Source organism: Pseudomonas putida, assembly GCF_026625125.1.
GTDB classification, from domain to species: Bacteria; Pseudomonadota; Gammaproteobacteria; order Pseudomonadales; family Pseudomonadaceae; genus Aquipseudomonas; species Aquipseudomonas putida_X.
This window is the reverse complement of record NZ_CP113097.1, coordinates 3,732,077-3,758,413: the sequence shown is the minus strand read 5'-3', so window position 1 is coordinate 3,758,413 and position 26,337 is coordinate 3,732,077. Positions and strand designations below refer to the sequence as shown.

The 26,337-nt window shown below is 53.1% G+C and carries 26 protein-coding genes and 1 tRNA gene; 2 read left to right on the top strand and 25 right to left on the bottom strand.

What is annotated here, in order from left to right; genetic code table 11:
- The first annotated feature begins 57 nt into the window (after positions 1-57).
- Together OSW16_RS17340 and OSW16_RS27155 are read left to right on the top strand one after the other, a co-directional pair.
- Positions 58-133, top strand: a tRNA-Gly gene (locus OSW16_RS17340).
- Between the two features lie 356 nt (positions 134-489).
- Positions 490-609 carry a hypothetical protein gene (locus OSW16_RS27155; RefSeq protein WP_418942019.1) on the top strand — a complete coding sequence of 40 codons (120 nt, stop codon included), beginning with the start codon at positions 490-492 and terminating at the stop codon, positions 607-609.
- 186 nt (positions 610-795) lie between these two features.
- Here the strand turns inward: OSW16_RS27155 and OSW16_RS17335 are convergent, their stop codons facing one another.
- The 25 genes from OSW16_RS17335 to tssF form a co-directional block, all read right to left on the bottom strand.
- Positions 796-969 (bottom strand): LysR family transcriptional regulator, encoded by a 174-nt coding sequence (locus OSW16_RS17335; RefSeq protein WP_267817154.1) that lies wholly within the window; start codon positions 967-969, stop codon positions 796-798.
- 550 nt (positions 970-1,519) lie between these two features.
- The gene (locus tag OSW16_RS17330) at positions 1,520-1,987 is read right to left on the bottom strand and encodes a hypothetical protein (RefSeq protein WP_267817152.1); all 468 of its coding nucleotides are present in this window, start codon (positions 1,985-1,987) and stop codon (positions 1,520-1,522) included.
- Positions 1,988-2,707: 720 nt separating this feature from the next.
- Entirely contained in the window at positions 2,708-3,148 is a 441-nt protein-coding gene (locus OSW16_RS17325; RefSeq protein ID WP_267817150.1) for a hypothetical protein, read from the bottom strand.
- A gap of 555 nt (positions 3,149-3,703) precedes the next feature.
- Positions 3,704-4,069, bottom strand: coding sequence for an RHS repeat domain-containing protein (locus OSW16_RS27150; protein WP_418942018.1), 366 nt, complete (start codon positions 4,067-4,069; stop codon positions 3,704-3,706).
- Between the two features lie 312 nt (positions 4,070-4,381).
- Complete coding sequence (locus tag OSW16_RS17310; RefSeq protein WP_267817146.1) at positions 4,382-4,924, bottom strand: hypothetical protein; 543 nt, start codon at positions 4,922-4,924, stop codon at positions 4,382-4,384.
- A 280-nt stretch (positions 4,925-5,204) separates the two neighbouring features.
- Positions 5,205-5,867, bottom strand: coding sequence for a GAD-like domain-containing protein (locus OSW16_RS17305; protein ID WP_267817144.1), 663 nt, complete (start codon positions 5,865-5,867; stop codon positions 5,205-5,207).
- A 383-nt stretch (positions 5,868-6,250) separates the two neighbouring features.
- Entirely contained in the window at positions 6,251-6,751 is a 501-nt protein-coding gene (locus OSW16_RS17300; RefSeq protein ID WP_267817143.1) for a hypothetical protein, read from the bottom strand.
- A 126-nt stretch (positions 6,752-6,877) separates the two neighbouring features.
- On the bottom strand, positions 6,878-7,249 hold the full coding sequence (locus OSW16_RS17295) for a hypothetical protein (protein ID WP_267817141.1): 372 nt from the start codon (positions 7,247-7,249) through the stop codon (positions 6,878-6,880).
- A gap of 48 nt (positions 7,250-7,297) precedes the next feature.
- Complete coding sequence (locus OSW16_RS17290) at positions 7,298-7,813, bottom strand: hypothetical protein (RefSeq protein ID WP_267817139.1); 516 nt, start codon at positions 7,811-7,813, stop codon at positions 7,298-7,300.
- 1,155 nt (positions 7,814-8,968) lie between these two features.
- The gene (locus tag OSW16_RS17285) at positions 8,969-9,388 is read right to left on the bottom strand and encodes a tetratricopeptide repeat protein (RefSeq protein WP_267817137.1); all 420 of its coding nucleotides are present in this window, start codon (positions 9,386-9,388) and stop codon (positions 8,969-8,971) included.
- A gap of 13 nt (positions 9,389-9,401) precedes the next feature.
- Entirely contained in the window at positions 9,402-9,833 is a 432-nt protein-coding gene (locus OSW16_RS17280) for a hypothetical protein (protein WP_267817135.1), read from the bottom strand.
- A gap of 21 nt (positions 9,834-9,854) precedes the next feature.
- Positions 9,855-10,946, bottom strand: coding sequence for a GH-E family nuclease (locus tag OSW16_RS17275; RefSeq protein WP_267817132.1), 1,092 nt, complete (start codon positions 10,944-10,946; stop codon positions 9,855-9,857).
- Between the two features lie 4 nt (positions 10,947-10,950).
- On the bottom strand, positions 10,951-11,307 hold the full coding sequence (locus tag OSW16_RS17270) for a DUF4150 domain-containing protein (protein WP_241805384.1): 357 nt from the start codon (positions 11,305-11,307) through the stop codon (positions 10,951-10,953).
- A 1-nt stretch (position 11,308) separates the two neighbouring features.
- Positions 11,309-12,664, bottom strand: coding sequence for a DUF2169 family type VI secretion system accessory protein (locus OSW16_RS17265; RefSeq protein ID WP_267817130.1), 1,356 nt, complete (start codon positions 12,662-12,664; stop codon positions 11,309-11,311).
- Positions 12,665-12,678: 14 nt separating this feature from the next.
- Positions 12,679-14,745, bottom strand: coding sequence for a type VI secretion system Vgr family protein (locus tag OSW16_RS17260; protein WP_267817128.1), 2,067 nt, complete (start codon positions 14,743-14,745; stop codon positions 12,679-12,681).
- Positions 14,738-16,003, bottom strand: coding sequence for a type VI immunity family protein (locus OSW16_RS17255; protein ID WP_267817126.1), 1,266 nt, complete (start codon positions 16,001-16,003; stop codon positions 14,738-14,740). The genes OSW16_RS17260 and OSW16_RS17255 overlap by 8 nt, the downstream gene beginning before the upstream one ends.
- The gene (locus tag OSW16_RS17250) at positions 16,000-16,869 is read right to left on the bottom strand and encodes a VRR-NUC domain-containing protein (protein WP_267817124.1); all 870 of its coding nucleotides are present in this window, start codon (positions 16,867-16,869) and stop codon (positions 16,000-16,002) included. Before OSW16_RS17250 ends, OSW16_RS17255 begins: the two co-directional genes overlap by 4 nt.
- 3 nt (positions 16,870-16,872) lie before the next feature.
- The gene (locus tag OSW16_RS17245) at positions 16,873-19,272 is read right to left on the bottom strand and encodes a type VI secretion system Vgr family protein (RefSeq protein WP_267817122.1); all 2,400 of its coding nucleotides are present in this window, start codon (positions 19,270-19,272) and stop codon (positions 16,873-16,875) included.
- A gap of 72 nt (positions 19,273-19,344) precedes the next feature.
- Entirely contained in the window at positions 19,345-19,869 is a 525-nt protein-coding gene (locus OSW16_RS17240; RefSeq protein ID WP_267817120.1) for an Hcp family type VI secretion system effector, read from the bottom strand.
- Positions 19,870-20,004: 135 nt separating this feature from the next.
- Positions 20,005-20,853, bottom strand: a complete 849-nt coding sequence (gene icmH, locus OSW16_RS17235) for a type IVB secretion system protein IcmH/DotU (RefSeq protein ID WP_349974932.1) — start codon at positions 20,851-20,853, stop codon at positions 20,005-20,007.
- Between the two features lies 1 nt (position 20,854).
- Positions 20,855-22,192 carry a type VI secretion system baseplate subunit TssK gene (gene tssK, locus OSW16_RS17230; RefSeq protein WP_267817116.1) on the bottom strand — a complete coding sequence of 446 codons (1,338 nt, stop codon included), beginning with the start codon at positions 22,190-22,192 and terminating at the stop codon, positions 20,855-20,857.
- Between the two features lie 52 nt (positions 22,193-22,244).
- Positions 22,245-23,039, bottom strand: a complete 795-nt coding sequence (gene tssJ / locus OSW16_RS17225) for a type VI secretion system lipoprotein TssJ (protein ID WP_267817114.1) — start codon at positions 23,037-23,039, stop codon at positions 22,245-22,247.
- Positions 23,036-23,593 (bottom strand): FHA domain-containing protein, encoded by a 558-nt coding sequence (locus tag OSW16_RS17220; protein ID WP_267817112.1) that lies wholly within the window; start codon positions 23,591-23,593, stop codon positions 23,036-23,038. The genes tssJ and OSW16_RS17220 overlap by 4 nt, the downstream gene beginning before the upstream one ends.
- Positions 23,590-24,606, bottom strand: coding sequence for a type VI secretion system baseplate subunit TssG (tssG, locus tag OSW16_RS17215; RefSeq protein WP_267817111.1), 1,017 nt, complete (start codon positions 24,604-24,606; stop codon positions 23,590-23,592). The genes OSW16_RS17220 and tssG overlap by 4 nt, the downstream gene beginning before the upstream one ends.
- A complete protein-coding gene (gene tssF / locus OSW16_RS17210; protein WP_267817109.1) occupies positions 24,570-26,336 on the bottom strand; it encodes a type VI secretion system baseplate subunit TssF in 1,767 nt (588 codons plus the stop codon). The genes tssG and tssF overlap by 37 nt, the downstream gene beginning before the upstream one ends.
- Between the last annotated feature and the right edge of the window lies 1 nt (position 26,337).

Below are 26,337 nucleotides of genomic sequence, written 5' to 3'. Positions count from 1 at the left end.
TTTGAATCAAGGGGTTGACGCCGTTTTAGATATCGCTAGAATGGCACCCATCACGACGCGGGAATAGCTCAGTTGGTAGAGCACGACCTTGCCAAGGTCGGGGTCGCGAGTTCGAGTCTCGTTTCCCGCTCCAGTTATAGATCTACAGAGTTCGATCGAAGTCTGTAAGTCATCGAAAAAAGACGCTTCGGCGTCTTTTTTTCGTTTCAGTCAAAGCCACTCTGGTGCCTGGTGATCCGGACTTTTTTAGTCCCGAAATTAGTCCACGAAATCCGGACGTCCACAGTGGCGGTTTGTTGCTGGAGAGGAGCGTTGAGTGTTACGAGCATCTAGCCCTGATTTCATGTTCAGGAGCTCGTACATGGCACTCTCAGATGCAACGGTTCGCCAGGGCAAGGCCACGTCAAGGACAACACCCTTGGCGATAGCGATACCTCATGGGCCAGCAAACAAAAGCGCTTGTCGTTCGGCAGCTATCCCGAGGTAGGGATGCGCCCGGCGCACTCGCTGCGCGATGAGCTGCTGTGGTTAATCGCCGAGGGCACCAATCCCCACCGCGACCGGCCTTTGGCTGCTCGGCCAGTGGCGTCTCGAACAGTTGCAGGTTGATGTCGTGTTCTTCCTCGCGGCTGCAGGCCAGCAGCGCCGCGAGGCGTTTGGGCAGGATGCCGTCGGAGAGGGCAACGCGCAGTGTCACGAGTGAGTCGGCAGCGGCAGCCAAAGTTGCATGCGTGCCTGGATCAACCAGACTGAAAATCCGTGGGGCGGATTCTGCCAGTGCTTGGCCTGCCAGAGTCAGATACGCCCCAATGCCAGCACGCGCTCAAACAGAGTCACTCCCAAATCATGTCCCAGGTCACGAATCGTTCTGAAGAGCGGTGATTGTTCGATGTGCAGGCGATCGGCCGCACGGATGAAGTGGCGATCTTCGGTCGCAGCGAGGAAAAATTGCAACTGCGGCAAGTTCATCGTGCGCCTCTGGGATGCATTGCCATTGATGAGAACAACTCTCGCCGCAACGTTGCAAGTCAGGCACAAGCGCTGGAAAGGGATACTGACTGCGAACATGATGCTTCAACTTTGATCAATGCAGGCAGACCGCTGCTTGCAGTGCAGAACATGACATCGTGGGTTGAAAACCCTCAGCATCCAAACCGTTGCTTACATACTGAGGTCGGTTTTCCTTGGCAAAGATCAGCTGCGGCCCGACTTGAGAGGGTGCCGGCAGGTAGAATGTTGGGTGCTACTCAATTTTGTCGTGTACACGTGGTTACGCCCCCAATTCCTGTAGGGGTTTTCCTTTCGATCGGAAGTAAAAACTCATCCGCTGAGAAAGCTCATACCGAGACGCCAGTATAGTAGTGCGATTACATCAGTTCTGCTGTATGGCGCGGGGCGGAAATATTCTCGAAGGTCATGCTTTTGCGATTTTTAGTCCGCCCTTTTGGTATTGTTGGGTACATGAAATGCAGGGGGCGCAGTAATTTATTGATGAAGCTGATGCACTTTAGGTGAGGTTTCATTCTAGGCTTGACCCTCCTGTCAGCTCGCTTGAAAACCACGCATCGAATAGGTTTCCTGGTAGCAGATCCGGAGTGTTGGTGAAAACGTTATCGTATCGTAATTGTGCGCGAAATTTTCCACTTCTTACTTCATAATGTAGTCGCATTTCTGTAGGGGCTTTAACTCCAAATTCTAGACATTTTTCCTCAATGGCGTCGATATTATCTAGTCCAATATCCAGCATGGCGTCTTGTCGATCTTCTGAGTCGTCATATTTGGTTTCGCTGGGTTTGATGTTAGAATTAATCTCCTCTTTTCTCACTATTTGGCCATTGATTTTATAGAATACATCGAAAGACGATATTCCTTCTTCTGACGCAGCGTGAACGAAAACTTCGTCAGCTCTACCGTCTACGTATTCAAGTGCTATTCTCATCATGTCTGCCTGGTGTTCAGAAAGATAATCTTCAAAAGATTTGTTCATATTTAAGATTTCCTAATTTTTAATTCGTTCTACTTTTTTAGACCGTCGATCACATGGTCGACTCTGAAGCTGCTGGGCCTGGCGGATGATCCGGAATAGATTGGCCTGATTTTATAGATGCGCATTTACCCTCTTTGAGGGCTTCTGCCCATTGATTTTCGAGGCTTTTATAAGTGCTTATGTTTGCAGTCTTGATTGGCTGACGATGTTATCAAGCTTGGGCGAGCTTTCAAATCTATCATGTATATGATGCCCTGCGTGATCGTCGTCTAGTTTTTCTGGAGAATTTCGATTTGTGTGGGAGTCGCTTTTCTCTGGATGTTGCTCTGTTTTTGACTTTGTAGTTGAGTGTAGGCTTGAACACGGCTAGACTCACTCTCTCATTGAATATTGATGGGGCCTCTGAAGCAGTGTCCTTGTATTGTAGGAAATTGTATGAATTCGTTTTTGAAATTATCATTTGACTCACAGGATTTTCCTGCCTAACATGCAGAGTTTAGCTTGATTTTTCCGGATCTCAGCTTTTCGCCAAGAATGCTAATACACGTGATTTAAAACTTTTTGATCTTGGCTGATGCACTTGTTGCATGGATCGCATCAAGTTGGATGGGTACAAGCGCATCATATGCCTGTGTATGCATTCATCTATTAAGTCGCAGGTATCGGTAGACCCTGATGGGTTAAGTATCCCAATGCAGGGCCGGGATATAATAAGGTTGGTCAAGGTTTTTTGCTGGGAATGTCAGCTTTGAGATGCTTGGCTGATACTCTACTCCACCATGGTTTGTCGGTGTTTATTTGGTCGGGTAGGTTGGTAATTCGTTTGCTTTTCAAGGCCTTAATTATTAGGTCGTCAGACTCCGTGATTATGTCGTCCTCATGGTGGAGGCCTAGTATCGTCATGATGTTTATGGATTCAAATAAATGACCTATTTTCTCGCTCTCCTCGTATAATAGTTCTCCTTTATGCGTGGATAGGCGCTGTAGGTATTCGAAGGTTAGTGTAATGACGTTAGGGAATTTTGAGTTATTAACGCTTGAAACAAAATCCGTTATGATTCCCCTGTCTGCTAGTTTGTCGCTGCAAAGCCATGTGTAAATTTCGCTGGCGAGTATTTCAATATCATGAGGTCTCCGGTATCCATTTGTAATGTCGGTCATGATTTTTTGCTTATGGGGCATGGTTTGAAACCTCAAATTTCGGCGCTGATTCCGTAAGCACCTCAAGTCTGATCATGGTTCAAGAAGATGAATTGAATAAAAGGCCCTCACCCTGTCTGGCTGGTTGAGGTAACTAACCCCGCTGTCATAATGCCCACCTCTTGGTTTGTTAGTATGCTGGTTGCTGTATGTAAAATTTCTGCCATTTTGTATCGTGGTATTACACTGAAATTCTATTCTTTTAAATTGTTAACATGGGTAATGCGTGGTACCTCATTCAACACGATGTAGACATAGAGGTGACCACTGCTATTCAGGTCTTTTTGTCCAGCCAAGTGATCCAATTCAGCCCAGCCGAGGTGGTATGATTCTTCATTCTCGTTTGTGAGTTCCAGTAGTCAAGCATCGGTGTCGTAACGGAAAGTTACGCTGTAGCCATGGCGTCCGACCAGGCATTGATGCTGTCATGCAAGCTGCAATGGACGTCGTAGTGATACGGCGTCTGGGCATTGCTACAGTCGCGGTAGCTGAGCTACTGACCGCAAGTGTTCCAAGTCAGGTACTTGTTCTTTTCGAGGGCATCAGTGATCTGGGTAACGCGGCCTTCTGGGTTGCGCTGATACTGTGTTTTGCGGCCCAGCGGGTCTGCTGCCAAAGCAGATTGCCGTGTTTGTCGTAGCCGTATTGCTGAGTTCGCCCGGCTGTATCGGTAACCTGGACCGGCAATGCCCAGGGTCGCAAGTATTTGATGTGCTCGCTGCGGCCGAGGGGATCGCGGGTTTCAATCAAGCGACCGATATCGTCGTAGCTGTAGCGCCATTCGCCTCCTTGAGGGTCGATGCTTTTCAGCAGTTGGCCGGCGACAGTCTCTTCTTGCCAGCAATTGCCGAGTGGGTCGATGTGTTTGTAGACCTCGTACAATGGGCCCCTATAGTAGTGATCACGGCGGCCGAGATTGTTCGTGACGAGGGTTTCACCGGCTTCTAGGTTGTACTCGAACCGGTACTCGTCTCAATCGCTGCCCCAGTGGCTCATGACTCCTAATTCCTGGCTGGGCTTTGGCCGTTGTTGGGGGCGGCAGAGGATGCCCACGCTTCTGGTCGAGCTGGTGCAATAAGTGCCGCCCGATGACGGTGTTATGGCTACCGTCGCCCAAGCGACGAGACGCGTATACAGCGGATTGCAAGATAGGTTCGTCGCAGATGTTCAGGTATTACTGCGGACGGCACCTCTTCATGATAAAAGCTCTTCCCAGAACTCACCGTTCTCTGCGTGTACCGCAGGTATTATTTCTGAAGCGTTTCCTTGTTTTAGGAAAATAGTTCCGACTCCTCTTGCAAATGCTTCAAAATTAAAGGCGATTGTTTTCCAGTCAGACATTTTTGATTCGCTAGTGATAGCAAAAATTTTCCCATTTTCCGTATTTAGCAATATTGTATAAGGATCGGAGGTTGCAATGGCAATAGTGTTGCTTGGTCTTAGCTTTCCTGTCCACCAGCGACTAAATTCATTGTCTGCATTGATCTCTATGAGTTGCTCAATGTAATCTTTGTGTGTTCCGAATGATATCGGCCCAAGCGTAAAATTCTTCATGTCGTACTGTTGGATGAACATCAAAAAATCGCTTGGGATCTTTGCGCTGATCGAATTTTCCAGTATGTTTATATTTTTGCGGGGCGATGTGCGGCGTTTAAGGATAAGGTCATTCATGTCGCTGCCGAAAGGCTCAAACTTCGTTCTGAGTTCAGACTCAATTTGTTCCATGGTGAGTAACATTCTTAATCCTGACTTCCTAAGATGCTTAAAGGCTAAGCATTGTTTGAATGCTGTATGCCTGGAATACAAGGGGTCGGTAGGTTTTTTCCCGGCCGCTTACATTAAATGTAGTTAGATTGCCCGTGGTCTCAATGGTAAAACAAGGCTGTAATGATAATTGTGTGTAGTTTAGTTTTGGTTCAGGTTGTACTTCCTGTGTTGATGCGATGTCTATGCTGTCTGAATCCTTATCTCGTCTAATGGTCGTTTCATAGGGATATTCCTATCGAATAAAGTTGGATTATTTCATCAGTTTTTCTAGGTCTGTATTGGAGAGGGGTAGTTTCGGAGTGTCGAGATCACGTAGAATTAGAAAGTGAGGATCGAGCTTTACTTTACGAAGATTTTCCAAGCTGGGCTTCCCTCCTGCCACAAGGGCGTGTTCGAAGCCGTACATTTCGTCGACGGCAAGTGGGCCGTATTTCTTAAGTGCGCGCTCAAATAAAGGTTTGCCGTTTGAGTCGGTGTTATCATAGTCGTCGGGTTCGCTGGTTCCAAATAGTGATTGTATTGTCATGTTTTGATTTGCCAGCTCTTTAGGTTTTAGGCGGCTTTTTAATGCAAGTATCTCATTGTTGTTACAGATAACTGATGCACTATGCCCGGTTTTTTCGCCGCATAAGTATAGGTTTCCGAAAGCGCTTCTGGCTATGACGTGGAATCTATCAAGAAATTCTATCGGTGTATCTTTCAGCCAGGTGTCTTTAAGATGTTCGTAATCGTCAGGGTTAACAGTCCAAAAAATTCCGTTTCCATATCCTGCCCACCCCTCATCTTGCCAGTATTGGATTAATACAGGAGGGAGTGTATCCTTCCATTTCGCAATGCTTGCTTCTGGAACGTGGGTTTGTTGAATGGCTTCTCCAAAGCACTCGATGAACTCAGCAAAATCTAAATCTCGCATAAATTATTTCCTTTTTTATCTGTTGGACTAATGATTAGATTGACACCCTTTTGGCCGCACGTTCGATTTTCTCCATTCCCGCCTTATGCCCCCAGCTTTCACCAATAGTGCTGCATGCCCCCCCCCCCCGCTTGCAGGCTCTTGATCACGATTTCTGTGGCAAGTAATTAAGTGAAAGTGCTTTATACTTTTGCCAAAAATTTGTGAGAAACAGTAAGCCATAACGGCTATCTTGCCGCCTCGGGAGTTTGGGTTTAGGTAAATCTGGCGAGGCGCCAATAATTTTCGCGCCGGGTTTTCATAAAAATGGCTCAAGCGTGAAGCCATATTGGCACTCGCAGTAAAATGATATAATTGCTTGAGCGCGCTGCGATGTGATTTTATTAAAGTAAATCATCCCTATAGCCCGCGCGCAATATCCGAATTGATTCAATGCAGTTATCCATGTTGTCAAAATTTATCCATATCAAAAAATTTCGAAAGAACCAACGGGCATCTCCGAAGACTATGTTATCACTCCAGTGATCGGCTTTTTGACCAAGTCGTTCTTCTAAAATGCAAGGGTTGTCATCGAAGTTTAGACCGAAAGGCAATGGACCCCTCCAAGCCGTCGATGTCCCTAGACGGTCACGGCACATATTGATTCCGGCGAATGTGGGTCGCCCGTCCGAAGCACGTTTTGACTTGTCGAAATACAGCGAAAACCCATAGTGATTTTTTCTTTCAACGATCTCTAATTCTGACTCATTCATTAATGTGGCAGGATCGAAGTCGCGGAAAATATACTGGAAGTCTGAGGTGGCGGGAGATTGTCCGAAGAGCTCATAAATTTGGTCAACTGAAGGGTATTCGTAGGGCGGATAGGGTTCAGTCGACGGAGGCATTGTAATTCCTAAACTGATATCAAAAATTCCCGGTAGTTCTGGGCTGATTATATCTCCGGGCTGATAAGTCAGACGAATGTGATAGTTAGGCAGCCACCAGGCGTCTCGTTTGTAGGCGCGTAGTTGTTAACTCCAACCAGTTTTTGCTAGCTTTTCGCGGGCTCTGGTTCGATCATCGCTCCAATGTAAGTCAAAAGGTAAATCATTGCCGGTATACGGGCGCATGATGTGAGGTTTGCCTGACGTGATGGCGATATTTGTGAATATCAGCGTGTTGCTTCTGCCGTGTGAAGTTATCGGCAAGCCTTCCCAGTAGTTTCGCTCGCTAAACGAAAATAGCATGCCCAAAAAACTCGCACGCAGGATCACCTCATAAGGAGGGTAAGCGGGGCGGTGCAGTTGGGGTCTGCGTGTTATGCCCAGAGAGTGCAGCATACAATCAACTTCTGGGTCAGAAGTGCTCTTTCCGAAGAATGCTATTATTTCATGAAGTTTCATGTCATCGCCATTCCTCAAAAAATTTGGAAATACCCGCAATGACATTTGTTATTCAACTGGAAGCCCAAGACTGATGCAGCGAATACCCCTGGCTCCGTCATAGTCGACTGTGATTTCGACCTCTCCTAACCTCCAAGCATCGATATTATTGGAAAATCCGAATATCTCAGGCTCTCCAAGATCTGTGGAGAGCTTAATTCTTACCTGGCCGCGGTCCATGCTGAAGTCCAATCCGTATGGAAGTGGACCCATATAAAAAGTATTAGTTTCTCGCTGCCATCCCCAGAAAATAACATCCGTGAGCACCCATGGTCCCTCATCAATGTCGTGATATGGAACTTTCTCTAGTAGTCCAATATCTTTGAATTCCAACTGAAGGCCCAATATGTCATTTGACCAAATTCGCTGACCGTTGACATCTAGTTGATAGTGATCTAGGTCTTGCCTGGAGATTTTGAGTTCGGAAAAAATAAAATTGAGCTCTGGTGAGTTTGAGTCTTTATGTATTGCATGTAAGAAATTTTCAGGTGTTGGATATTTGCTGTCGTGGTCTAGAGTATTCATTCCTAAAGCTCCATAATTTTTTGTGCAAAGGGTCTTCGATCAGCCTCCTAAAAAATTGTCTTGCCAGGCCTGATCATAGTTGCCGGCGATTGCCAGGCGTGGTGACTAAGTTTCGCCGACCACGCTAAAGTTGCGGGCGAGTAGCCATTCCGATTGGCCACAGAGGCCTTAATTAATGGAAGTCGGCCGTCAGCTTTTTGCATCCTCAATCGGTGTCTACTGATCCATTCTCCAAGTTTCTGCGCGTGCTTTCAAAGCTGCTTTAGAGGGAATATGGTCGCGAGTGTATTTGCACTTACCACTTTTCCTCTTCAGATCACCATATTTCCTTTCCGCCTTTGCCTGCTCGCTTTTTACGGTGCTTACTCACTTCATTGGCAGGTTTGCCGGAAAGATTTTCACCTATTTTGTTGGTGATCTATCGTTTGTTAGTTTCGCCTCATGTTCACTGGCTCGTCTTGGTACTATGGTTGATGAATCGCTTGCCGTTTTGGTGCCATATCGTCCAACCTTGGCTGCTGTGCGTGCATATCCCACAATAGGAATAGCCGAAATCAGTGACAATGCGGCACCCGCATAGCCCCAGAGGTAGGCTGATGCCGGCGTTAGCGAAATCGGCGATCTCGGCCATTGGAGTCAAGCCAAAAATATCCAGCCATAACTGAATACTGTCGAGCGCCTGTTCGCCCTTTACCCCTTCTGCGGGGGCTTGCTGTCCGCGTCAGTATTGGAGTTGGAAGCAATCATTTGAAGTTGCTGGTAGATAGGAGGTCATGAAACACCAAATCTTGCTGGTTGCGTACTCAGGGGCTGTTGAATGTCAGAAAATATTCTTTGCTTCAAAGCTAAAATCGCCCTACCTACAATCGTCCTACGCCCGCTGAAATATTGGCGTACGACCAGGTCAGTACCCTCTGCCGTGCTTGGAGCGGTGGCAACACACGTGTTGAAAAGTGCGCCTCCCTCTCTCGATTTCATAGCTTAAACGACGAAAGCTGCGGTCTGCCGCGCTGGCAATCAAGCTACAATCGTCCCGTTTTTTCGTGTCGTCGCCTTGTCACTACTTGTGGCTATGGCATAAGTCCTAAGGTCAGGACTCTATGTTGGTGCTACGTCTTGGTGGTCGAATTGATTGATGTTTGTTTGGTGGTAAATTTAATTGACGAGTCCTCGATTTTTCAGTAGTTCCAGTGAAAATATTCCATCGGCTTCCATAAGAAATATATCTTCGCCATCAAGCATGTAGGCCTTTAGTAAGTGATCCAATCCTAGTCGTTCATTACCAAGCTTGGTTTGGCACTGCCCCAATCGAAAATGTACGAATGGGTTTTCGATCCCTCCAGGTGCATTCAGAGCGTTGATAAAGTTTGCGCTTGCGATCTCATAGAGTTTTTTTTGGTATAAAGCATCCCCTATAGAGGCGGATAGCCACATGTAGGCTTCCCAGTCTGTTTTAGGTTCTGGAATGAGATCAATTGCTTTTTGCCACTTCTCAACTGCGAGGTCAAACTCATCCGCATCCATGAGTGTATTGCCTTCTTGCGAAAGAGAGTTTATGGCGTTATAGGTCTTCATTGGAAGCTCCACTTTAAGACTCCTTTGTTCGTTCTGTTACAAAATGCAAGTATCTTTTATCTTCGCCTTCAAAAGCTCTTTTTCCATATTTTTTGTATTGTGGATAAAACAGCTCGTATGCGCGCTCCAGTTCGTTGTTTTCAAATAGTATTGTTCCTTCTAGGAAGCTTATGTATTCCTCAGAGGCTTCGCCGGCACCGTAAGAACTGCGCGCAATATTAAGCCATAATTTAGCTTTTTCAATCTGCCCGGTTGATCTGTAGAAAATGGTGATCCCGTATGAGGCTGTTTGAGAGAAGTCGTATTCTAGTTTCGGTTCTGGTATTGCGTCCCATGAGGCAAGAAAATCATGCTCTGCGAGTTCGAGATTGCCAGCGAGCCATGCTTTTCTTCCCGATGTTGCCAGCTCTTTAATGCGATCTAGGTGGTCTTTGTTAACCTTCATATGAAAATCCACTCCGGTATTTCAGGGGGTGTCGTATTGGTGTTTCTGTCCTGTGATTGCGCCTCGACTTCTATTTATGGATCTGTGTTCAAGATAGTAGTTGTCAGATTTTAGCATCCACTCTCTCACTTTTGGGCTTTTGGCTCCGTGTTTGCGCCCTACGCGGTTCCACCATACGACAGCATCTTCTTTGTGAGCCATATCCGCTTTGCTCAGGTCATACCATTTTCCATCTGATGCCATAAACTCGGGTTTGCCTGTATATGGGTTATCTTGTAGCTTTCCTTCATGGCGCATACGCTCTTGGACCTCCCGGCCCGTCTTGGATTTCTTTCCTGGCGTGCGTCCTAGATACCTCTCCCTGAGTGATTTTGCCTTCTCTAGTACTTTAGCTCCAGAACCATCTATTCCAGCAACCGTGTTTTTTGCCTGACTCTCAGTGGTTTCTTTAACCGATCGTTCATAGGTTTTCTTTGCAACTTCAGTCGACGCCTCCTGAATTGGCTTCGCGCTGTGACGTCCGACCTTTCCCGCTGTACCCAAGTAACCTACGAACGGAATAGCCGAAAGCAGCGACAATGCGGCACCCGCATAGTCCCCGCGCGATAGGCTGATGCCGGCGTTAGCGACATCGGCGATCTCGCCCACCACCGGAATCAAGCCAACAATATCCAGCCCTAACTGAATACCGTCCAGCGCCTGTTCGCCCGTTACCCCTTCCGCGGGCGTCTCGCTGTCCACCTCAGCATTGGCGTCGTTCGCAGCCTTACCCATTGCAGGCGTTTCACCGTTCACGCGCCCCAGCGTGTTGCCATTGGGCGAGGTGATAGCGCCACCGCGGCCTGCGGGAGGGTAGAGTTCAGTGTAGGTGGGTATGTCCTGCAGGTCAGCAAGTTCTCTCTGAAATGCCTCCTTGCGCAGTGCTTCATATCGTTCTTCGTCAAGCTGAAGGGCCTCGCCCCATTCGCTGACCCCATCTGCAAAGTCGACCAACACCTTACCGGTGCCGTCAGTCTGTATGAACATCCTGTCTGGGCCGCCTGGCAGCTTGCGTAGTGCTACCTCCTGGACCTGGACATGAAGCGTGTCCAGTTGCACGGGCTGATCCGTCATGGCATCAGCTCCCATTCATCCAGAACAAGTCGCCATGACGAACCAGATGACGCCCCTCGGCACGCACGGAACTGCTGTGCTCCAATGGGTGACACTTGCCCTCTACAGTCCCGCTCTTTATACCTTTCGCCTTGCCGGCTGCGTCGCCGATGGTATTGGGTGTAAAGCTACGTTTGTAGATCACAACCGGATGGCCATTGGCGCGTACGCTCTGGGCAACCCCGGTGCTGGTATCGAGCTCTGCGGTAACGGGGTAGGGCACGGGTGGAATGCTGCTGCCCATGGGCGTTTTGCAAACATCGGGCGCGATGCTGACGACTGTCCATTTGCCTTGTTGGCGGGCCATTACGTTGTCGGCCATGTCACACCTGCTCCCTATTGCCGCGTTTTGCCCGCCGGATGATCGGAGCGTCAGGGTTGCTCTCAAACCGTGCTTCGAGCACACGTATATCGAGCGATCCGGGCAGGCTGATGCGGTGGGTCATTGACAGCGTCATGGCATCGGTATCGATGCGTAGCGTGTCGGTGAGCATGGGCAGCGGGAGCATCACACCGTTGGTCATACGCATGAGTACGAAAGGTCTGTGCCCAGGTAACTGGATGTCACAGCGTCCATCAGCGCTCAATGATGGATCGATCAGATTGAACAGCGTGATGCGCGCGTTGGGCGCTGGGTGAGGGATCTGTTGATCGGAGGGGGCACCGTTCCAGTAAGCGAAGTCGAAGTCTTGCGGCAGACCTGGCCAGTGGTTGTCTTGCCAGGTTTGATCATAGGTGCCGGCGAGAGCCAGACGTGGTGACCAGGCGCGGCCGACGACGCCAAAGCCTGCGGGCGTGTAGCCATACCCATTTGCCACATCGGCCATAGCTGATGCATCCAGCGGGCCCGCCGGGTGCCGTGTGCGAACGAGGCGTTCAATGGGATCGTCCAGATGTTCTATTTGGGCGGCCGGCAAGCGCTCAAGGAAGTCGCCCGTCAGCTCGTAATGCAGCTTTCCATGGTGGTGCTCTAGCCATCCCCGGCCTAATGGGTTGCTAAAGCAGACTTCGTTGAGGAGAAATTCGGGAGCATCGGGTGCGCGCCCAAATTGTGGGTTGGCGATTTGGCTCGCCCCCCCAAAAGCCCATTCCCAGCGCAGTGGAACGCGGGTGGCGAGTTCTGGTTCTGACAAATGCCATCCCAGTAGCCCATGGCGAAACTCACGCGGGCCGGTGAAGCGAAGTGTTTTGTCCAATAACAGCTGCGGCGTGCGCTGTTCTCTACTACGTCGCCGCACGTCCAAGATGTTGGCCTGATGCTCTTGCAATTCGGCGGCGGTGAGGCGAACACCCGGTGCACGCTTTGGCGGCGCTGGATCAGAGAGCTCGATGTTGGGGCGGGTGGATGTGACGCGTATCCCAGCCTCCCAAGTGTGTGCCGGACGACCTGCAGGCGCATGTGAGTGGCCGACTACGATGACATCGCAGCGGGGTTTGAAGGGCGCTAGGTCGCTTTCCTCGAGCACAGAGCCGATACCGGGTTCGCCGTAGTAGGTGTCGGCTTTACATAGCGGTAGCGGGTCTTTATCGATGACGATAGCGCGATACCGGCCTGCCTGATCTTCAACCGGTTCAAGGCGATAGCCAACCTTCATTGCGATGACCGGATGTTCCTGGCCGTCAGGCGCGAGCGCACTGAAGCACATGACGTCAAAGGGCGTCAGGTTGCGAAACTTCATCTTGGGTTACCCCTTCAGTTGATATCGACATCCTTGCCGTTGATTTGCACAGGCCCTGTGGCACTGAAGTCAAAGTTGCTGCCGTTGATCAGCACGGTGCCGTCGGACTTCATCACTAGCGTGGACTTACCCACGGTGATGCTCAGTTCGTCACCGGCGGTGATGTTGAACGTGTTGCCGACTATCACCGACTTATGTATCCCCACCTGTTCGCTCTGACTGAGCCCAACTGTCGTGTTCATGCCCGCACCGACACTCACTTGGTAGCCCGCCCCGACGGTCAGGGCCTTGGCCAAACCGATGGTTTCCGCCTTGGCGAGACTGATGGTTTCAGTCTTGTTGGCGCCGATGGTCACGCTGCGGTTGGCGCCGATGCTGATTGTTTCGTTCTTGCCAACGTCTTCAGTGCGGTGGTCACCAATGGAGAGGGTTTCGTTGTGATCCACGCGTTCGCTGCGGTCATTGCCAACGAAAGTGGTCTCGTTGTTTTTGACGACGTTGTTCTGGTCCTTTTCGGCATGGATGAATACCTCCTGCCGGCCCAGTTCATCCTCGAAACGCAGCTCATTGAAACCATCGCCCTTATGTGTCTGGCTCTTGATGGTCATCCGCGTCTTGTGATCGGGCAGGTCATAAGGCGGCAGCTGATCACCGCAGTAGGTGCGCCCGGTTATCATCGGCTGGTCGGGGTCACCGTTGACGTACTGCACGATCACGTCCTGGCCGATCCGAGGGATGGCCATCGAGCCCCAACTGCCACCCGCCCAGCCTTGAGATACTCGCAGCCAGCACGAACTGAACTCGTTGTTCTGGCTTTCGCGGTCCCAGGGGAAACTGACTTTTACCCGGCCCCATTCATCGCAGTAGATTTCTTCGCCCGGTGGGCCGACGACGGTGGCCATGTGCGGTCCGTCGATTCGCGGTTTTGCCAATGGGGCAGGGCGCCACTCGGTTCTGCCGGGGACCAGCACTGCGGTCTGCTCGTAGCGCGTGCTTGCATCGGCGCCGGCGGCTTCTTCCTGCAGGCTGGTGAACTGGTGGCCTCTATGGATAACGGTGTTCACCCGCCAATGCGTATTGAGATCGTCACGTGGGTGACCGGTCAGGGTGAAACTGAGGCCCGGTTGCAGGCGCACGTCATCGCCCTGGACCTCGGCAATACGGACATCATGGCGCAGCGCAGTGATGCGGTTTTCAGTGAACGGTTTGCCCACGGCATCGCGTTTATAGCGGCCTGGGTAATCGAAGTATTCGTACTCTCTGGACTGATGCTCCAGGAAGGGCCCGGCGGCTCTGTGCTCCTGGCGGTAGGCCGGGTTGGTAAAGGTGTAGTCGCGCTGCACTTGGCGGGCAGTACGCACCTGCTCGCTGTAGCGCAAGCGGCGCAGGCAGGGTTTGGTTTGGTCACCACCGCTGTTGGTGTGGTACAGCACGCGGTTAGGGTCTATAGGCTCGTCGTCATCGTAGAACCCTTCATCTTCATCGTCGGTTTTGATGGCGCCATGGCTGATCTGGCCCAGGGACTGCAGCCGATCGGTGATGATCAGTTTGTGCAGCTTTTCACTGTGCGCGAAGCGGTAGACGAAGCCCTCTTCGGCCGCCAGGCGGGCGATGAACGCCAAGTCCGTCTCACCGGCCTGGACGCAGAATTCGCGGACCTGATGGTCCATGCTGGCGCGCAGTTGGTATTGGTTGATGCCCTGGCGCTGGAGCATCAATTCAAGAATCTGCGGCACGGTCTTCTGCTGGAAGATGCGCCAGTTCGAACGCAGGTTGGCACGGGCCAGCTGGGGCTCGATCAGTGCGTCATAGTAGGTGCGATAGAAGCCACTTTCCGCCTGGCTGAAACGGCTGACCAGGCCGTGCACGTAGCGCACCGGGCGTTCGCCTTCCCAGGTGGTGAAGAGCACGGGTTGGTCGAGCAGGTGGCCGAAGTCGATATCGTTTTCAAAACTGACCAATTTCAGGTCCAACTCGAAGGGTATGCTGATCCCTTCTCGAAGCTCGAATGACACCACTTCGAATTCAGCTTTGCCAGCCAGCGTTTGGAAGCTATAACGGACGTCGGATTGTCTAAGCATCGCTGCTCCCGCCCGGTTGTTCTATTCCCTGATTGTTGTCCCACAGCCAAACGATATGCCCCTTTGCTGATTCAGTCCTCACATCTGGGAATATCTCTCCTTTCGCGAAGAACTTTCTTGATTTTAATTTCGCAGGTGTAGTCCACCAGCCGTCTACGGGACATTGGCTACCGGCGGGCATGGCTGTAAGAGGCGGCGTGTATTGTGGATTGCGAGGGCTGTTAAAGCGCGCGCTACGCAAGGGCCAGTCACTCTCTTCATCGAACCGACCAAGCCAGCGCTCGGCATCAATGTCGGAGAAGCGTTCGTTAGGGTCGCCCGACCATTGTCCGAAACCAATTAGCCCTAGGTTTTTATGACGTATTGGCTTAATTACCTTGTTGATTATGATAGGCAGTTCGGGAAGGCCATTCTCCACCGGATAAAGACTTGGGCGCTCTCCTAGTTCTATCCACTGGCCTGTTCTTAATTCTTTTATCGATATATTTGGATGATTCAAGGCTTTTTGCACGGCCTCACGATCCAGCGCTAGCTTTTCTCGCCAATAATCGGATAGGAAAAAACCCCATGTGGGTGGCCTTATTCCATCCATTAATTCGTCTCGCATCCCAAATGGGAATTCGATATCAAGGCCGTAGAAGCGAGCGGCTAACGATCGCTCCCATGTTGCTGCTTCTGAACGGGCGCCGAACTCCAATGGGTTGGCGACCGCGAGGCCACAGTAAGCCTGGTGGGGTTCCAACAGATCGATCGTCTTGAGTGTCAAGTTTCTCCATTGTTCGCGATTTTCTAACCACCAACTCCAGCGGTAGTATAAAAGTATGGAGGAATATGCATTATTGCTCACCCCGTCCCAGGTGGCGCTTCGCCAAAAATATCCGGCAGTGGACGGTGAATAACCATGATTTGGTTCGTCTGTAAAATTAAAGGTAAAGCTCTCGTTTATCTTCCATTTTTCGGCCAGCTTTGTTATGTCAGGTATGCGAGTCGAGCTATAGGGATAAGGTTTTTCGGATACAGGGTGCGTGGCAATTACATAAGGGAAATCAAGCAGTGCCTCAAACGCTTTGTGGATGGAAATCATGGATTTCATTGTTTCTTGATGTTTTTCCGGTGAGTAGGGAAAGTAAAAACTCAAGAACGGGCTTACGCCAATTTCGCATGCTTCGTTCCCAAATGCGCTGTTCGGCCACTCCTTAAGCAACTCGGAGAATTCGTCAAGCTCGGCTGCAGTAAACAATGGGCGCGTGGTACTCATCTTTTCCTCCCTCTGTTTTGTGTTGACGCTTTTTTTGTGGTGTCCTCATCCGTAGATGATGTGCAGTCCTCAGGTACTCTCAATAACGCCACCTTTTCCTTTCCGGCTTTGCGTGGGTTCGGGCCAGATTTTGGTGTCATTAAGTGAGCGTATTCCTCTAGTTGCCTCACCTTTACCCAGTCTCTAGGGAATTTTATTTCTACAGCGGCAAATACATTGTTTGACTCGAATGGTTTTTGTCGATATTCCACTATTACCAGGTCGGGAGCTAAGCTGTTTCTAGGGCGCGGCCAAAATGGAAAAGTTTCGCTGAGCCTCTGTGGCCGTGTTACGGGAGTGCCAAGATAGGGCGCCTTAGTTACTTTGTCATAGTTGGGTTCCGCTTTTAGCGGGCTTTGCCATTCTAGTACTTCATCAATTACCTCGACGACCAAAGATGCGGTGGTTTGTTTGAGGGTAACTTCGATTGTCGTTTCTATCACTTCGCCCGGAATTTTTTTCTTAAGCCTTCTTGGGACTCTGATAGGGCTGGTCAGCGCCGCATTACAGATCAGGCTAATCGCTGGGCGGAAAGGAATTTTGCGCTCGATGAATTCTCTGAATGTTGATCCTTCAGTGCCTCTTCGGTGCACGGTGCTTTTGCCGGATGTTCCTATAAGTTCCATGGTTTGAGTGTTTGTGGTTATTTCTTTTTTTAGTTGTTGTATGGTTGTTTCGAATAACTTAGTGAATTCCTTTCTTCTGGCGCTAATTTCTGCCGCTAGTTTTGCAGCGTCAGCTGCGGTTTGAGCTGATTCGTATGCGGTATAAGCTTTCCAAGCAGTGTGTCCGCCCCTGATCAACCATGGGAGAGCTGGGCCAGGCATAGGTCAGTCCTCCTCGCCAAAAATGTCCAAATAGTCAACGTTTAGTTCGGGAAGTTTCGTTTTGGGTACGTTCGAGATGGTCATCAGGCGAGGCCGCCAATGATCACTTATTTTCTGGTCTTCACGCATTTTTGCCTTTTTCAAATAGATTGGTGTTGCTGCTTCCGTTTGTATCCACTCGGTATTTCCGTCTTGTTTAGTTATACCTGTCTGAAAGGTTCTTTTGTCGTCTGATAACGAGTACTTATAGCCTTCATATTTTTGGTCGTCGCTTTTGATTAAGGTGAATCTTGCGATGTATGGCGCAGAGATTGATTGGTGTTCAGCTGGCTCTTTTATATTTAGGTCGACTATCCGTCCGCTGATCTTTGCAGGGCCTGTCGCTTCAAACGTGAAGCTGTGTCCGTTGATAAGCACTGATCCATCGCTTTTCATCAAAAGTATGGATTTTCCGACCTCAATGCTAAATTCATTCTCAGCGCTGATGCTGTAGCGCTTCCCTATAGTTTCTTTCTTATGTATCCCCACCTGTTCGCTCTGACTGAGCCCAACTGTCGTGTTCATGCCCGCACCGACACTCACTTGGTAGCCCGCCCCGATGGTCAGGGCCTTGGCCAAACCGATGGTTTCCGCCTTGGCGAGACTGATGGTTTCAGTCTTGTTGGCGCCGATGGTCACGCTGCGGTTGGCGCCGATGCTGATTGTTTCGTTCTTGCCAACGTCTTCAGTGCGGTGGTCACCAATGGAGATGGTTTCGTTGTGATCCACGCGTTCGCTGCGGTCATTGCCAACGAAAGTGGTCTCGTTGTTTTTGACGACGTTGTTCTGGTCCTTTTCGGCATGGATGAATACCTCCTGCCGGCCCAGTTCATCCTCGAAACGCAGCTCATTGAAACCATCGCCCTTATGTGTCTGGCTCTTGATGGTCATCTGCGTCTTGTGATCGGGCAGGTCATAAGGCGGCAGCTGATCACCGCAGTAGGTGCGCCCGGTTATCATCGGCTGGTCGGGGTCTCCGTTGACGTACTGCACGATCACGTCCTGGCCGATCCGAGGGATGGCCATCGAGCCCCAACTGCCACCCGCCCAGCCTTGAGATACTCGCAGCCAGCACGAACTGAACTCGTTGTTCTGGCTTTCGCGGTCCCAGGGGAAACTGACTTTTACCCGGCCCCATTCATCGCAGTAGATTTCTTCGCCCGGTGGGCCGACGACGGTGGCCATGTGCGGTCCGTCGATTCGCGGTTTTGCCAATGGGGCAGGGCGCCACTCGGTTCTGCCGGGGACCAGCACTGCGGTCTGCTCGTAGCGCGTGCTTGCATCGGCGCCGGCGGCTTCTTCCTGCAGGCTGGTGAACTGGTGGCCTCTATGGATAACGGTGTTCACCCGCCAATGCGTATTGAGATCGTCACGTGGGTGACCGGTGAGGGTGAAACTCAGGCCCGGTTGCAGGCGCACGTCATCGCCCTGGACCTCGGCAATACGGACATCATGGCGCAGCGCAGTGATGCGGTTTTCAGTGAAAGGTTTGCCCACGGCATCGCGTTTATAGCGGCCTGGGTAATCGAAGTATTCGTACTCTCTGGACTGATGCTCCAGGAAGGGCCCGGCGGCTCTGTGCTCCTGGCGGTAGGCCGGGTTGGTAAAGGTGTAGTCGCGCTGCACTTGGCGAGCAGTACGCACCTGCTCGCTGTAGCGCAAGCGGCGCAGGCAGGGTTTGGTTTGGTCACCACCGCTGTTGGTGTGGTACAGCACGCGGTTAGGGTCTATAGGCTCGTCGTCATCGTAGAACCCTTCATCTTCATCGTCGGTTTTGATGGCGCCATGGCTGATCTGGCCCAGGGACTGCAGCCGATCGGTGATGATCAGTTTGTGCAGCTTTTCACTGTGCGCGAAGCGGTAGACGAAGCCCTCTTCGGCCGCCAGGCGGGCGATGAATGCCAAGTCCGTCTCACCGGCCTGGACGCAGAATTCGCGGACCTGATGGTCCATGCTGGCGCGCAGTTGGTATTGGTTGATGCCCTGGCGCTGGAGCATCAATTCAAGAATCTGCGGCACGGTCTTCTGCTGGAAGATGCGCCAGTTCGAACGCAGGTTGGCACGGGCCAGCTGGGGCTCGATCAGTGCGTCATAGTAGGTGCGATAGAAGCCACTTTCCGCCTGGCTGAAACGGCTGACCAGGCCGTGCACGTAGCGCACTGGGCGTTCGCCTTCCCAGAGGGTGAAGAGCACGGGTTGGTCGAGCAGGTGGCCGAAGTCGATATCGTTTTCAAAACTGACCAATTTCAGGTCCAACTCGAAGGGTATGCTGATCCCTTCTCGAAGCTCGAATGACACCACTTCGAATTCAGCTTTGCCAATTAGAGGCTGGAAGCTGTAACGCAAGTCAGATTGGCGAGGCATTTGAAATCCTATTTCGCTGGCCTACACGTCACAGTCCGGGCAGTAAGCCTGCCCGGTTGCTGCAGTGTTAAATTAAACTTCTGTTTCTATTGGTTTACGCCAGTCGTCCGAACCCGCAGTGCTGGCTGTAATGTGTTCCCATTCAATACCGCGATAAGACATTGAAACTTTGAAGAACTGTGTGAAGTCTTTGTTCTGCTGGTTTTGAATGTGCGGCATCGTCAAGTCGATATCGGTGATTACGGCATCGGTCAACTTGGTCGTGAAGAAGCGTTCTTGCTTGCCCTCTATAGAAGTGCGATACCAGCTGAGCTCGACATTTGGCAGCATCTCACCAGTGGACAGAGCGCTGTAAAGTAGCGGTACGGCTTTGTTGAGAGCGCATGTAAACACCAGTGGACCATGAACACGCTGTCCTGCCGGTTGACCGCTTTGAGGGTCGGTGGGCACGGTGATGCGGTGACTGACTTCCTGTACCAGAATTTGATTCTCGTGACCTTCAACATAAACGTTGCCCACCGAGTCGGCAGTAAAGGCATCCTTAGTGATGTTTCCTTGGCTTATACCTTCGATAGAAATGTAAGCGGGTGTTGGCATAACAATGACTCCTGCATCTATGTGGATAAAAACACGCGTGCCAAAGGCGGCGTGGCCATCGAGAGTGATGGGCTTGTCAACGAAGCAAATCGCCTCGTCAATCCGTTGAATTCAGTTGCGTCGGTTGTCGGCTGTTTACTGCTGCAAAATGCTGTTGAGCGACTCCAGCACTTCGGTGGTTATCAAGTGCAGCCGGTAGCTGTAGATGCCGTAGGCCACCGCCATGGCGATCGCGGAAATCACTAACGGGCTCCACCACGGCCATTGCCGGTTCATGCGGAAGTTGCGCGGGGCCACGTTGGTGTAGGGGTCGCAGACCGATTCCGGCACGGGGCCGCGCAGTTCCCGGATGATCCCGTGGAGCTGGTGAATAAGCCCGTTCAGTGACTCTTCGCCTTTCGGCGCGATGGCGTATTTGCCCTTCAGGCCAAGGCACAGCACGAAGTACATGAACTCCAACACGTCCTGGTAGCGCTTGGGTTCCTGCATCAAGCGCGACAGCACGGTGAAGAATTTCTCCCCACCCCAGGTTTCGTCATGGAAGATGCTCAGCAGCGGTTTCTGGCTCCAGCAACTGTTTTTACCCCAGGGCCTTTCCATGACCGCTTCATCGATGAACAGGCAAAGGCCGTAGGAGTACGCCAGCAACTGAGCGGGCTCGTAGCCGTGCTGGCGTAGCTCCTCGCGAATATTGACGATCGTGTTGCTTACCTGCTGGTGCACCTCCTGGATGTTGGGCAACGCATCCAAGGTGCGCAGGCGTATCACCAGGCCAAACAAGGGGGCGGCGGCGTCCAGCATCAGGTTTACGTAACCACCGCGCAGTTGAAATTCCGGGTCGGCGGGGTAGCCTTCAGAAGCAGGCTGGGCCTGTGCTTCTGATTTGGCATCGGCAGGCGATGTATTCACCCCGCTATCAGCATTCTCTATCGCCCCGAAGAACTTTTTATCGTGATCCTGACTGTTGTGAGTGTCATTTTTCATTTCATTCACTCCTAATCGCCCAGAACTGCAGCTCTAGCCCAGGGAAGTCCCCTGCAATATGAATCCCGAAGCCATTGGCTGTTTTCATGCACGTCCACGCAGGGGCACGTCGATCCAGTTCGAAGTAGCTGAAGCCTGCATGGAAGGGCAGGTCGCGAGGCGCCACCGGCAAGGTGTTCAAGGGAATGCCGGGCAGTTGCAACTGCACCAACTCCTCCAGTGCTTCGAGTGAAGTGATCTTGGCTTTCTGGATGAACATCTGGCGCAACGCCTGGGGTGGCAGATCGGCGCGCACTGCAAGGATGAACGTGGCCCCATCGATCAGTCGGCGGTCCTCCAGCGCGGCTGTCAAAACGCCGTACTCCAGCGTCTCCAATGGCAGCGAAACGGCGCGTGGTTGCAAGACTGTGCTCAGTGCCCGGCGTAGCGTCTCTTCCAGCGGCTTGAAGGAGGTGCGTAGCGCGGTATGGTGATAGGCGGGATATTCCTGCGGCAGCCGGCTCTCGTCGGTAAAGGTCACGAACTCACCGCAGGCCTGGCTCATGCACAGGTAGAGCTGCTCGGGGTGGGTCTGCCCTTGCCGAGCCAGATGCTGGAAGCACGGCCACCAGCGGTTCATGGCCTGCAGCAGGTTGAAGTCGCGAATATCGGCGATACCGGACTGCCCTGAGGCGCCAATGCGGGCGGCCAGGCTGCGCGCACGTTCGCGAAGGGAGTTGGTGATTTCTTCAAGGAAACGCTGCAGCGCTGGCACCGCACGCACCGAAACGCTGGTGGGGTAGAACCCCTCATCCAGCTGCAGGCTGCCATCGGGGCGGCGTTCCAGAATGCGGGCCAAAGCCAACCGTGTATAAGCGCTGCTGTCTTCAGCCTTGCGTTTGAGCTGTAGATTCGGCACCGCCAGGTCGACTTGCACCAAGTCTCCGTCGGCGCTGTGGGTGTCCTTGATTTCCTCTGCGTGGGCACGGTAACGGAAGTTGGCGGCATTGTCGGGCCAGCTCACCTCCCGGCCACCTTCGGTACGCAGCGGCAGGCACAGGTAGATCTCGCTGTCGTTGGCGCCGTCGTCCTCGATTTCCAGCGGTGGGGGTGGTGGCAGGTCTGCGGGGATATCGAACACTGTGCCGTCCGGCATGATGCCTCGTGCACGGGTGATGGCGACCTTGCCCAGGCTCAGGTATTCATCGTTCAACTGCAGCTCGCTGAAGCCGTAGAAGGCGGCGTTCAGGCTACCAAGACGTTGATGCAACGCCGCTTCGGCGGCACGGCAAGCCTGTTGGAAATGCTGCGGTTTGACGAACAGGCCCTCAGGCCACAGGACGGGGTTACGTGAACTCATGAGCGCTCCATGTCAGCGTGAGTAAGCGAGAAATGCAGGGCTGCAGGTACCATCAGTCCTCCTCCTTGAGCAGGACCTGCGTGTCGTTGAGCAATACCGACAAGATGATCTGGTGGCCACGGGGCGCAATGCGCAGTACCTGGCTCCAGGTGGCGTTTTCCTGGTTCCGGTAGTCGGCGATCACCGCAACGAAGCGTGTCTCCGGCTCGATGGGCGTAAAGGGGATGAACTTGAACTGGCCAGGGCGCAGCAAATAATCGTCATCGCGTATGTAGGTGCTTCGCAGCGCCTTGGCAGGGTCCTTGTCCAGCAGTTCGTACACGCTGTTGCGGATGAGCGAGTCGTCGCGAAGTTGCAGGATTTTGATGGCCATGGGCGTAGCGATGGGCTCGGCAGCCACGGTGGTGGTGCGAGGCAAGGTCAGGGCTACGGTCGGATCCTCGTAGCTGCCGGGGGTACTTTCTTCCAGGGGGGAGCGCGCTGGATCGTCGCCATCGTCCAGTGGCATGTCGACGGGCGACAGGGCGGGGAAGTGTTCCTGCAGGTACTCATGCAAGGCCCCGACTTTTTCGGTCAGCACGTAAGGGTCACCGGCGCTCAGGCTAACGGCATACGGGCTGGGCTCGATCAAAGGCTCCAACTCGGATACCACTTCAAGGCTGTGCGGATTGCCATTGAGTGTTGGGCTGGCATTGATGCTGAACGCGACTTGAGTGGGGTGTTCATTGGGTGGGCCGACGGGTACCGAGGGGTCCATCACCACTTGGCCGATTTTGCTCAGGGAGGTGCACCCCGAAAATCCGAGCAGCGCAACCAGCAGGCCGGCCACGAGTGAATGACGCATCATGGGCGATCTCCTGCAATGAAATGGTCCAGCGGGGGCTCGTTGGCTGAGCTGGTCGCTGTATCCAGCGCCGTCAAGGGATCGTTGCCGATACCTGGCGCGAAGGCCGAGCAGATATCGGCGGCAACCTGCGCGGCGCCTGAATCGGTTTGCCAGGCGGTGCCTGGGGCCTCTAGCAACCAGCGGTCAAGGAGGTTCTGTTTAGAACTGAACAACTCCTCCAGGGAATGTGAATCGGCCTGTGAAAACTGAACGTGCAGGCGATAGGCACCAACCCCCAGTTGGTCACCCTCAACCAGACGCCTGGGGGCGAGTGGCCCCAAGTTCTCGCGGCTGTCATTCAGGTAGGTACGCTGACAGCGGTCGATGACGCAGAAGCTGCCCTCGATCCAGCGAATCTCGCAGTGGACCGGTGCAACGGTCTGCTCACGATCATTGATAAACCAGGTGCAGCCGGCGCTGCCGATGGTGCCGCCCGCGCAGTCGAACTGATGGCGGGCGGTGACGTTGTGGTGCAGCTGATCAAGGTTGGTGATGCTCAAGGTCAATGTGCTCATGAGCGCCCCCGGAACCGCACCACAGGGCTGATCTGGCCGTGGCGGTCATCGACAAAGCTGGTCCAGCCCAGGTAGGCGCCTTGGCTACGGTGCAGGCAGAAGGATGACAGCGCGTTGCGCTTTATCCGCAGCTCCAAGTCATAGGCCAGCCCGTCGCGCAACAGGAAATCGATCAGTGCACGCAAGCGATTGAAATTGAGGCCGCTGGGCAAAAAGTCACGCAACTGTTCCTGGTCCAGCTCGCTGATCACGATGGTGAACTTGCTGCTGCGGGTTCGCGTGCGGCTGCCGACCATGAAGGAGTTGCCAAGCTCGCCGTTGCTGCGGCCAAGGCGTACCAGCTGCTTGGCCTCAGTGAGGACCGAGCGCGTTTCGAATTCGCGGATCTGCACCTGCTGCAAGTCGAAACAGTGGGCAATGATGCCGGCAACGGTACCCGGTGCACGGCTGCGGCTGGCAATGACCCCAGCGAAGCTGAGCAGCCGGCTCCAGGGCAGGGCGGTGTGGCCGCGCAGCTGTTTGTCGTTCAACCCGAGCAGGGCAAAGATGTACTGCGAGAAGCCATCGGTAGCACCCGGCTGGAAGCGGATGTAATAGCGGTACTTGCGCCAGATGCGGTGCAACAGGCTCAGCAGGTAGTGATTGAAAAAGTCGAAGAAGGCCGGCCGCACACCGATGCCGTGGGCATGCTCGTACGACACTTCTTCCAAGTAATAGGTTGGCAAGGGCGAGTCAGTGCCGTGCAATCCCATGAAGGTGGTGCACACGCGATAGCGGTCTCCTGCGTCTGGCATGCGTTCGGCCTTGTACACGTCGGCCACCGGAAAGGTCAGCCGCGGGTCGCTCGCAAGCCGCACGCGCCGCCGCGTGGCCGGGTCGGGCCAGCGTGGTTCCAGGTTGTCCCCGTGCAAACCGTGCAGGCGCTCCAGCAACTGGAAGAAGTTGTACTGGTGCGCCTCGGCGAGCAGTTTGTCGGCTAGATCAGCGGTTGCTTGCCGGTCTGGATTGGCCATGTGTAGTGCTCGTTGTTGGTGGTGTTGATCACTTCCAGTTGGTGGAAGGAATTGATGCTGGCGTACAGGGCGAAGAAGTGCGCGAGCACGCAACCGAACAGATACAGGTCGCCTTCGCAGAGGAATGCGCTTTGGTCCAGTTTCAGCCGTGTACGCAGGCCGCGAATGGGCTGGCCCTTGATCAGCCAGTCCAGGGGGGCTGTGTGCACATCGTGGATGCCGTCCAGGCGTTTGCGGGTGGTACGGGTTTGCTGGATGTCATGCAGGGCGGCGAAGTCGTAGGCATTGATGACCGCTTTCAACGGCTCGGCCGAGAGCAGCGACAGGTAGTTCAGCGACATGTTGGAGATCAGGGCCCATTGCAACTGGCCGTCCAGCACCGGCCGACAGGGGCGGCTTGGAGCACAGAGGTTGGTGTAGGTGGCCAGGGGAGGCGTGATCTCGGAAATCACATTGATGTCGTCGACCGCCAACGTCCGCGGCAGATCTCGGTTGGTGCAGGTCAGGTCGATGGAGGCTGTTTCCAGCTCGCCGATGTAGGCGTTGGCGTCTGCGCGTACGAATGCGATACGGTGGGTGACGCTATCGTCCCGCAGGGACGGTTCCATGATGTAGCGGTAATACAGCGCTGTGCGCCCCTGCACGTGCTCGATTTCATGGGCGAACGACTCGAAGGTTCGGAAGGTTCGCAGGTGTTCGCCGGCGCTGCCGTCTGTTGTCGTGCGGGTGCTGATGACCCGATCGACGCTGAATATTTCATACGCGTGGCGCTCCTCACCTCGGGGCGTAAGCTCAGCCTGGGCGAACCGTTGGGACAGGTCGATGGGCTCGGCGCTGTGGCTGAACAGGTTTACCGCGGGGGTGCAGAACAGGCTGAAGTCTGCCCTGCCGACCCGTAGCGAATCAGGCAACTGCCGGGTGAAGTGAAATTCAAGGCAGACCTCCTGAGTCGCCTGCTCTGGCCAGACCTTCTCCAGGCCGGCAACGCTGAAAAAGTGGAAACGCTCGGGAAAGATGAAGTACTCCTGCAAAATCCGGTAGCCGTCGAACACGTTCGGTGGGTAGGGCAGCAAGGCTTCATCCGGGCTGAACCCTGGTAGGACGATGCTGCTGGCCGGCAGCCGGCGGACCTCGCCGTCGACTGTCACCGCGACATGTTTGAGGTAGTGAGCAATCCACAGATAGAGGGTGCGGGCTGTTTGCGTATCACCGCTCAAATGAAAATCGAGACTGGCGCAGCCCAAGGTGTTCAACGGCCGATCGACCAAGGTTCGCAGGTCGAGCCGAAGCACCGAACTGTCAAGTGTCTGCGTAGCACTGACCGCGTCGATCTCGAACGGATGGATGTCCACCGCCGTACAGGTCCGAAACTCGCAGTGCACGCCATCCACGGGTTTGGAGAACAACCGCGAGCCCTTGGGAATACGCTGCGACTGGCTGAGCGCTTGCTTGCGTGGGGTGAACTGGATGATCGTGGCGCTCGGCAGAGGCCGCAGGTAGTTGGGCCAAAGCAACTGCAGCATCGGGTGCGTCAGCTCCGGCAGCTCGTCCTCCAGCTTCAACCGGAGCTTGGCGGTCAGGAAGGCAAAGGCTTCCATCAGGCGTTCGACATCCGGGTCGCTACCACCCTTGCCGAGCAGCCGGGCAAGTTGTGGGTTGTCCTGAGCGAAATCTTTCCCCAGTTCATGGAGATAACGCAACTCTTCGCTGAATCGATCCTTGAGTGACATG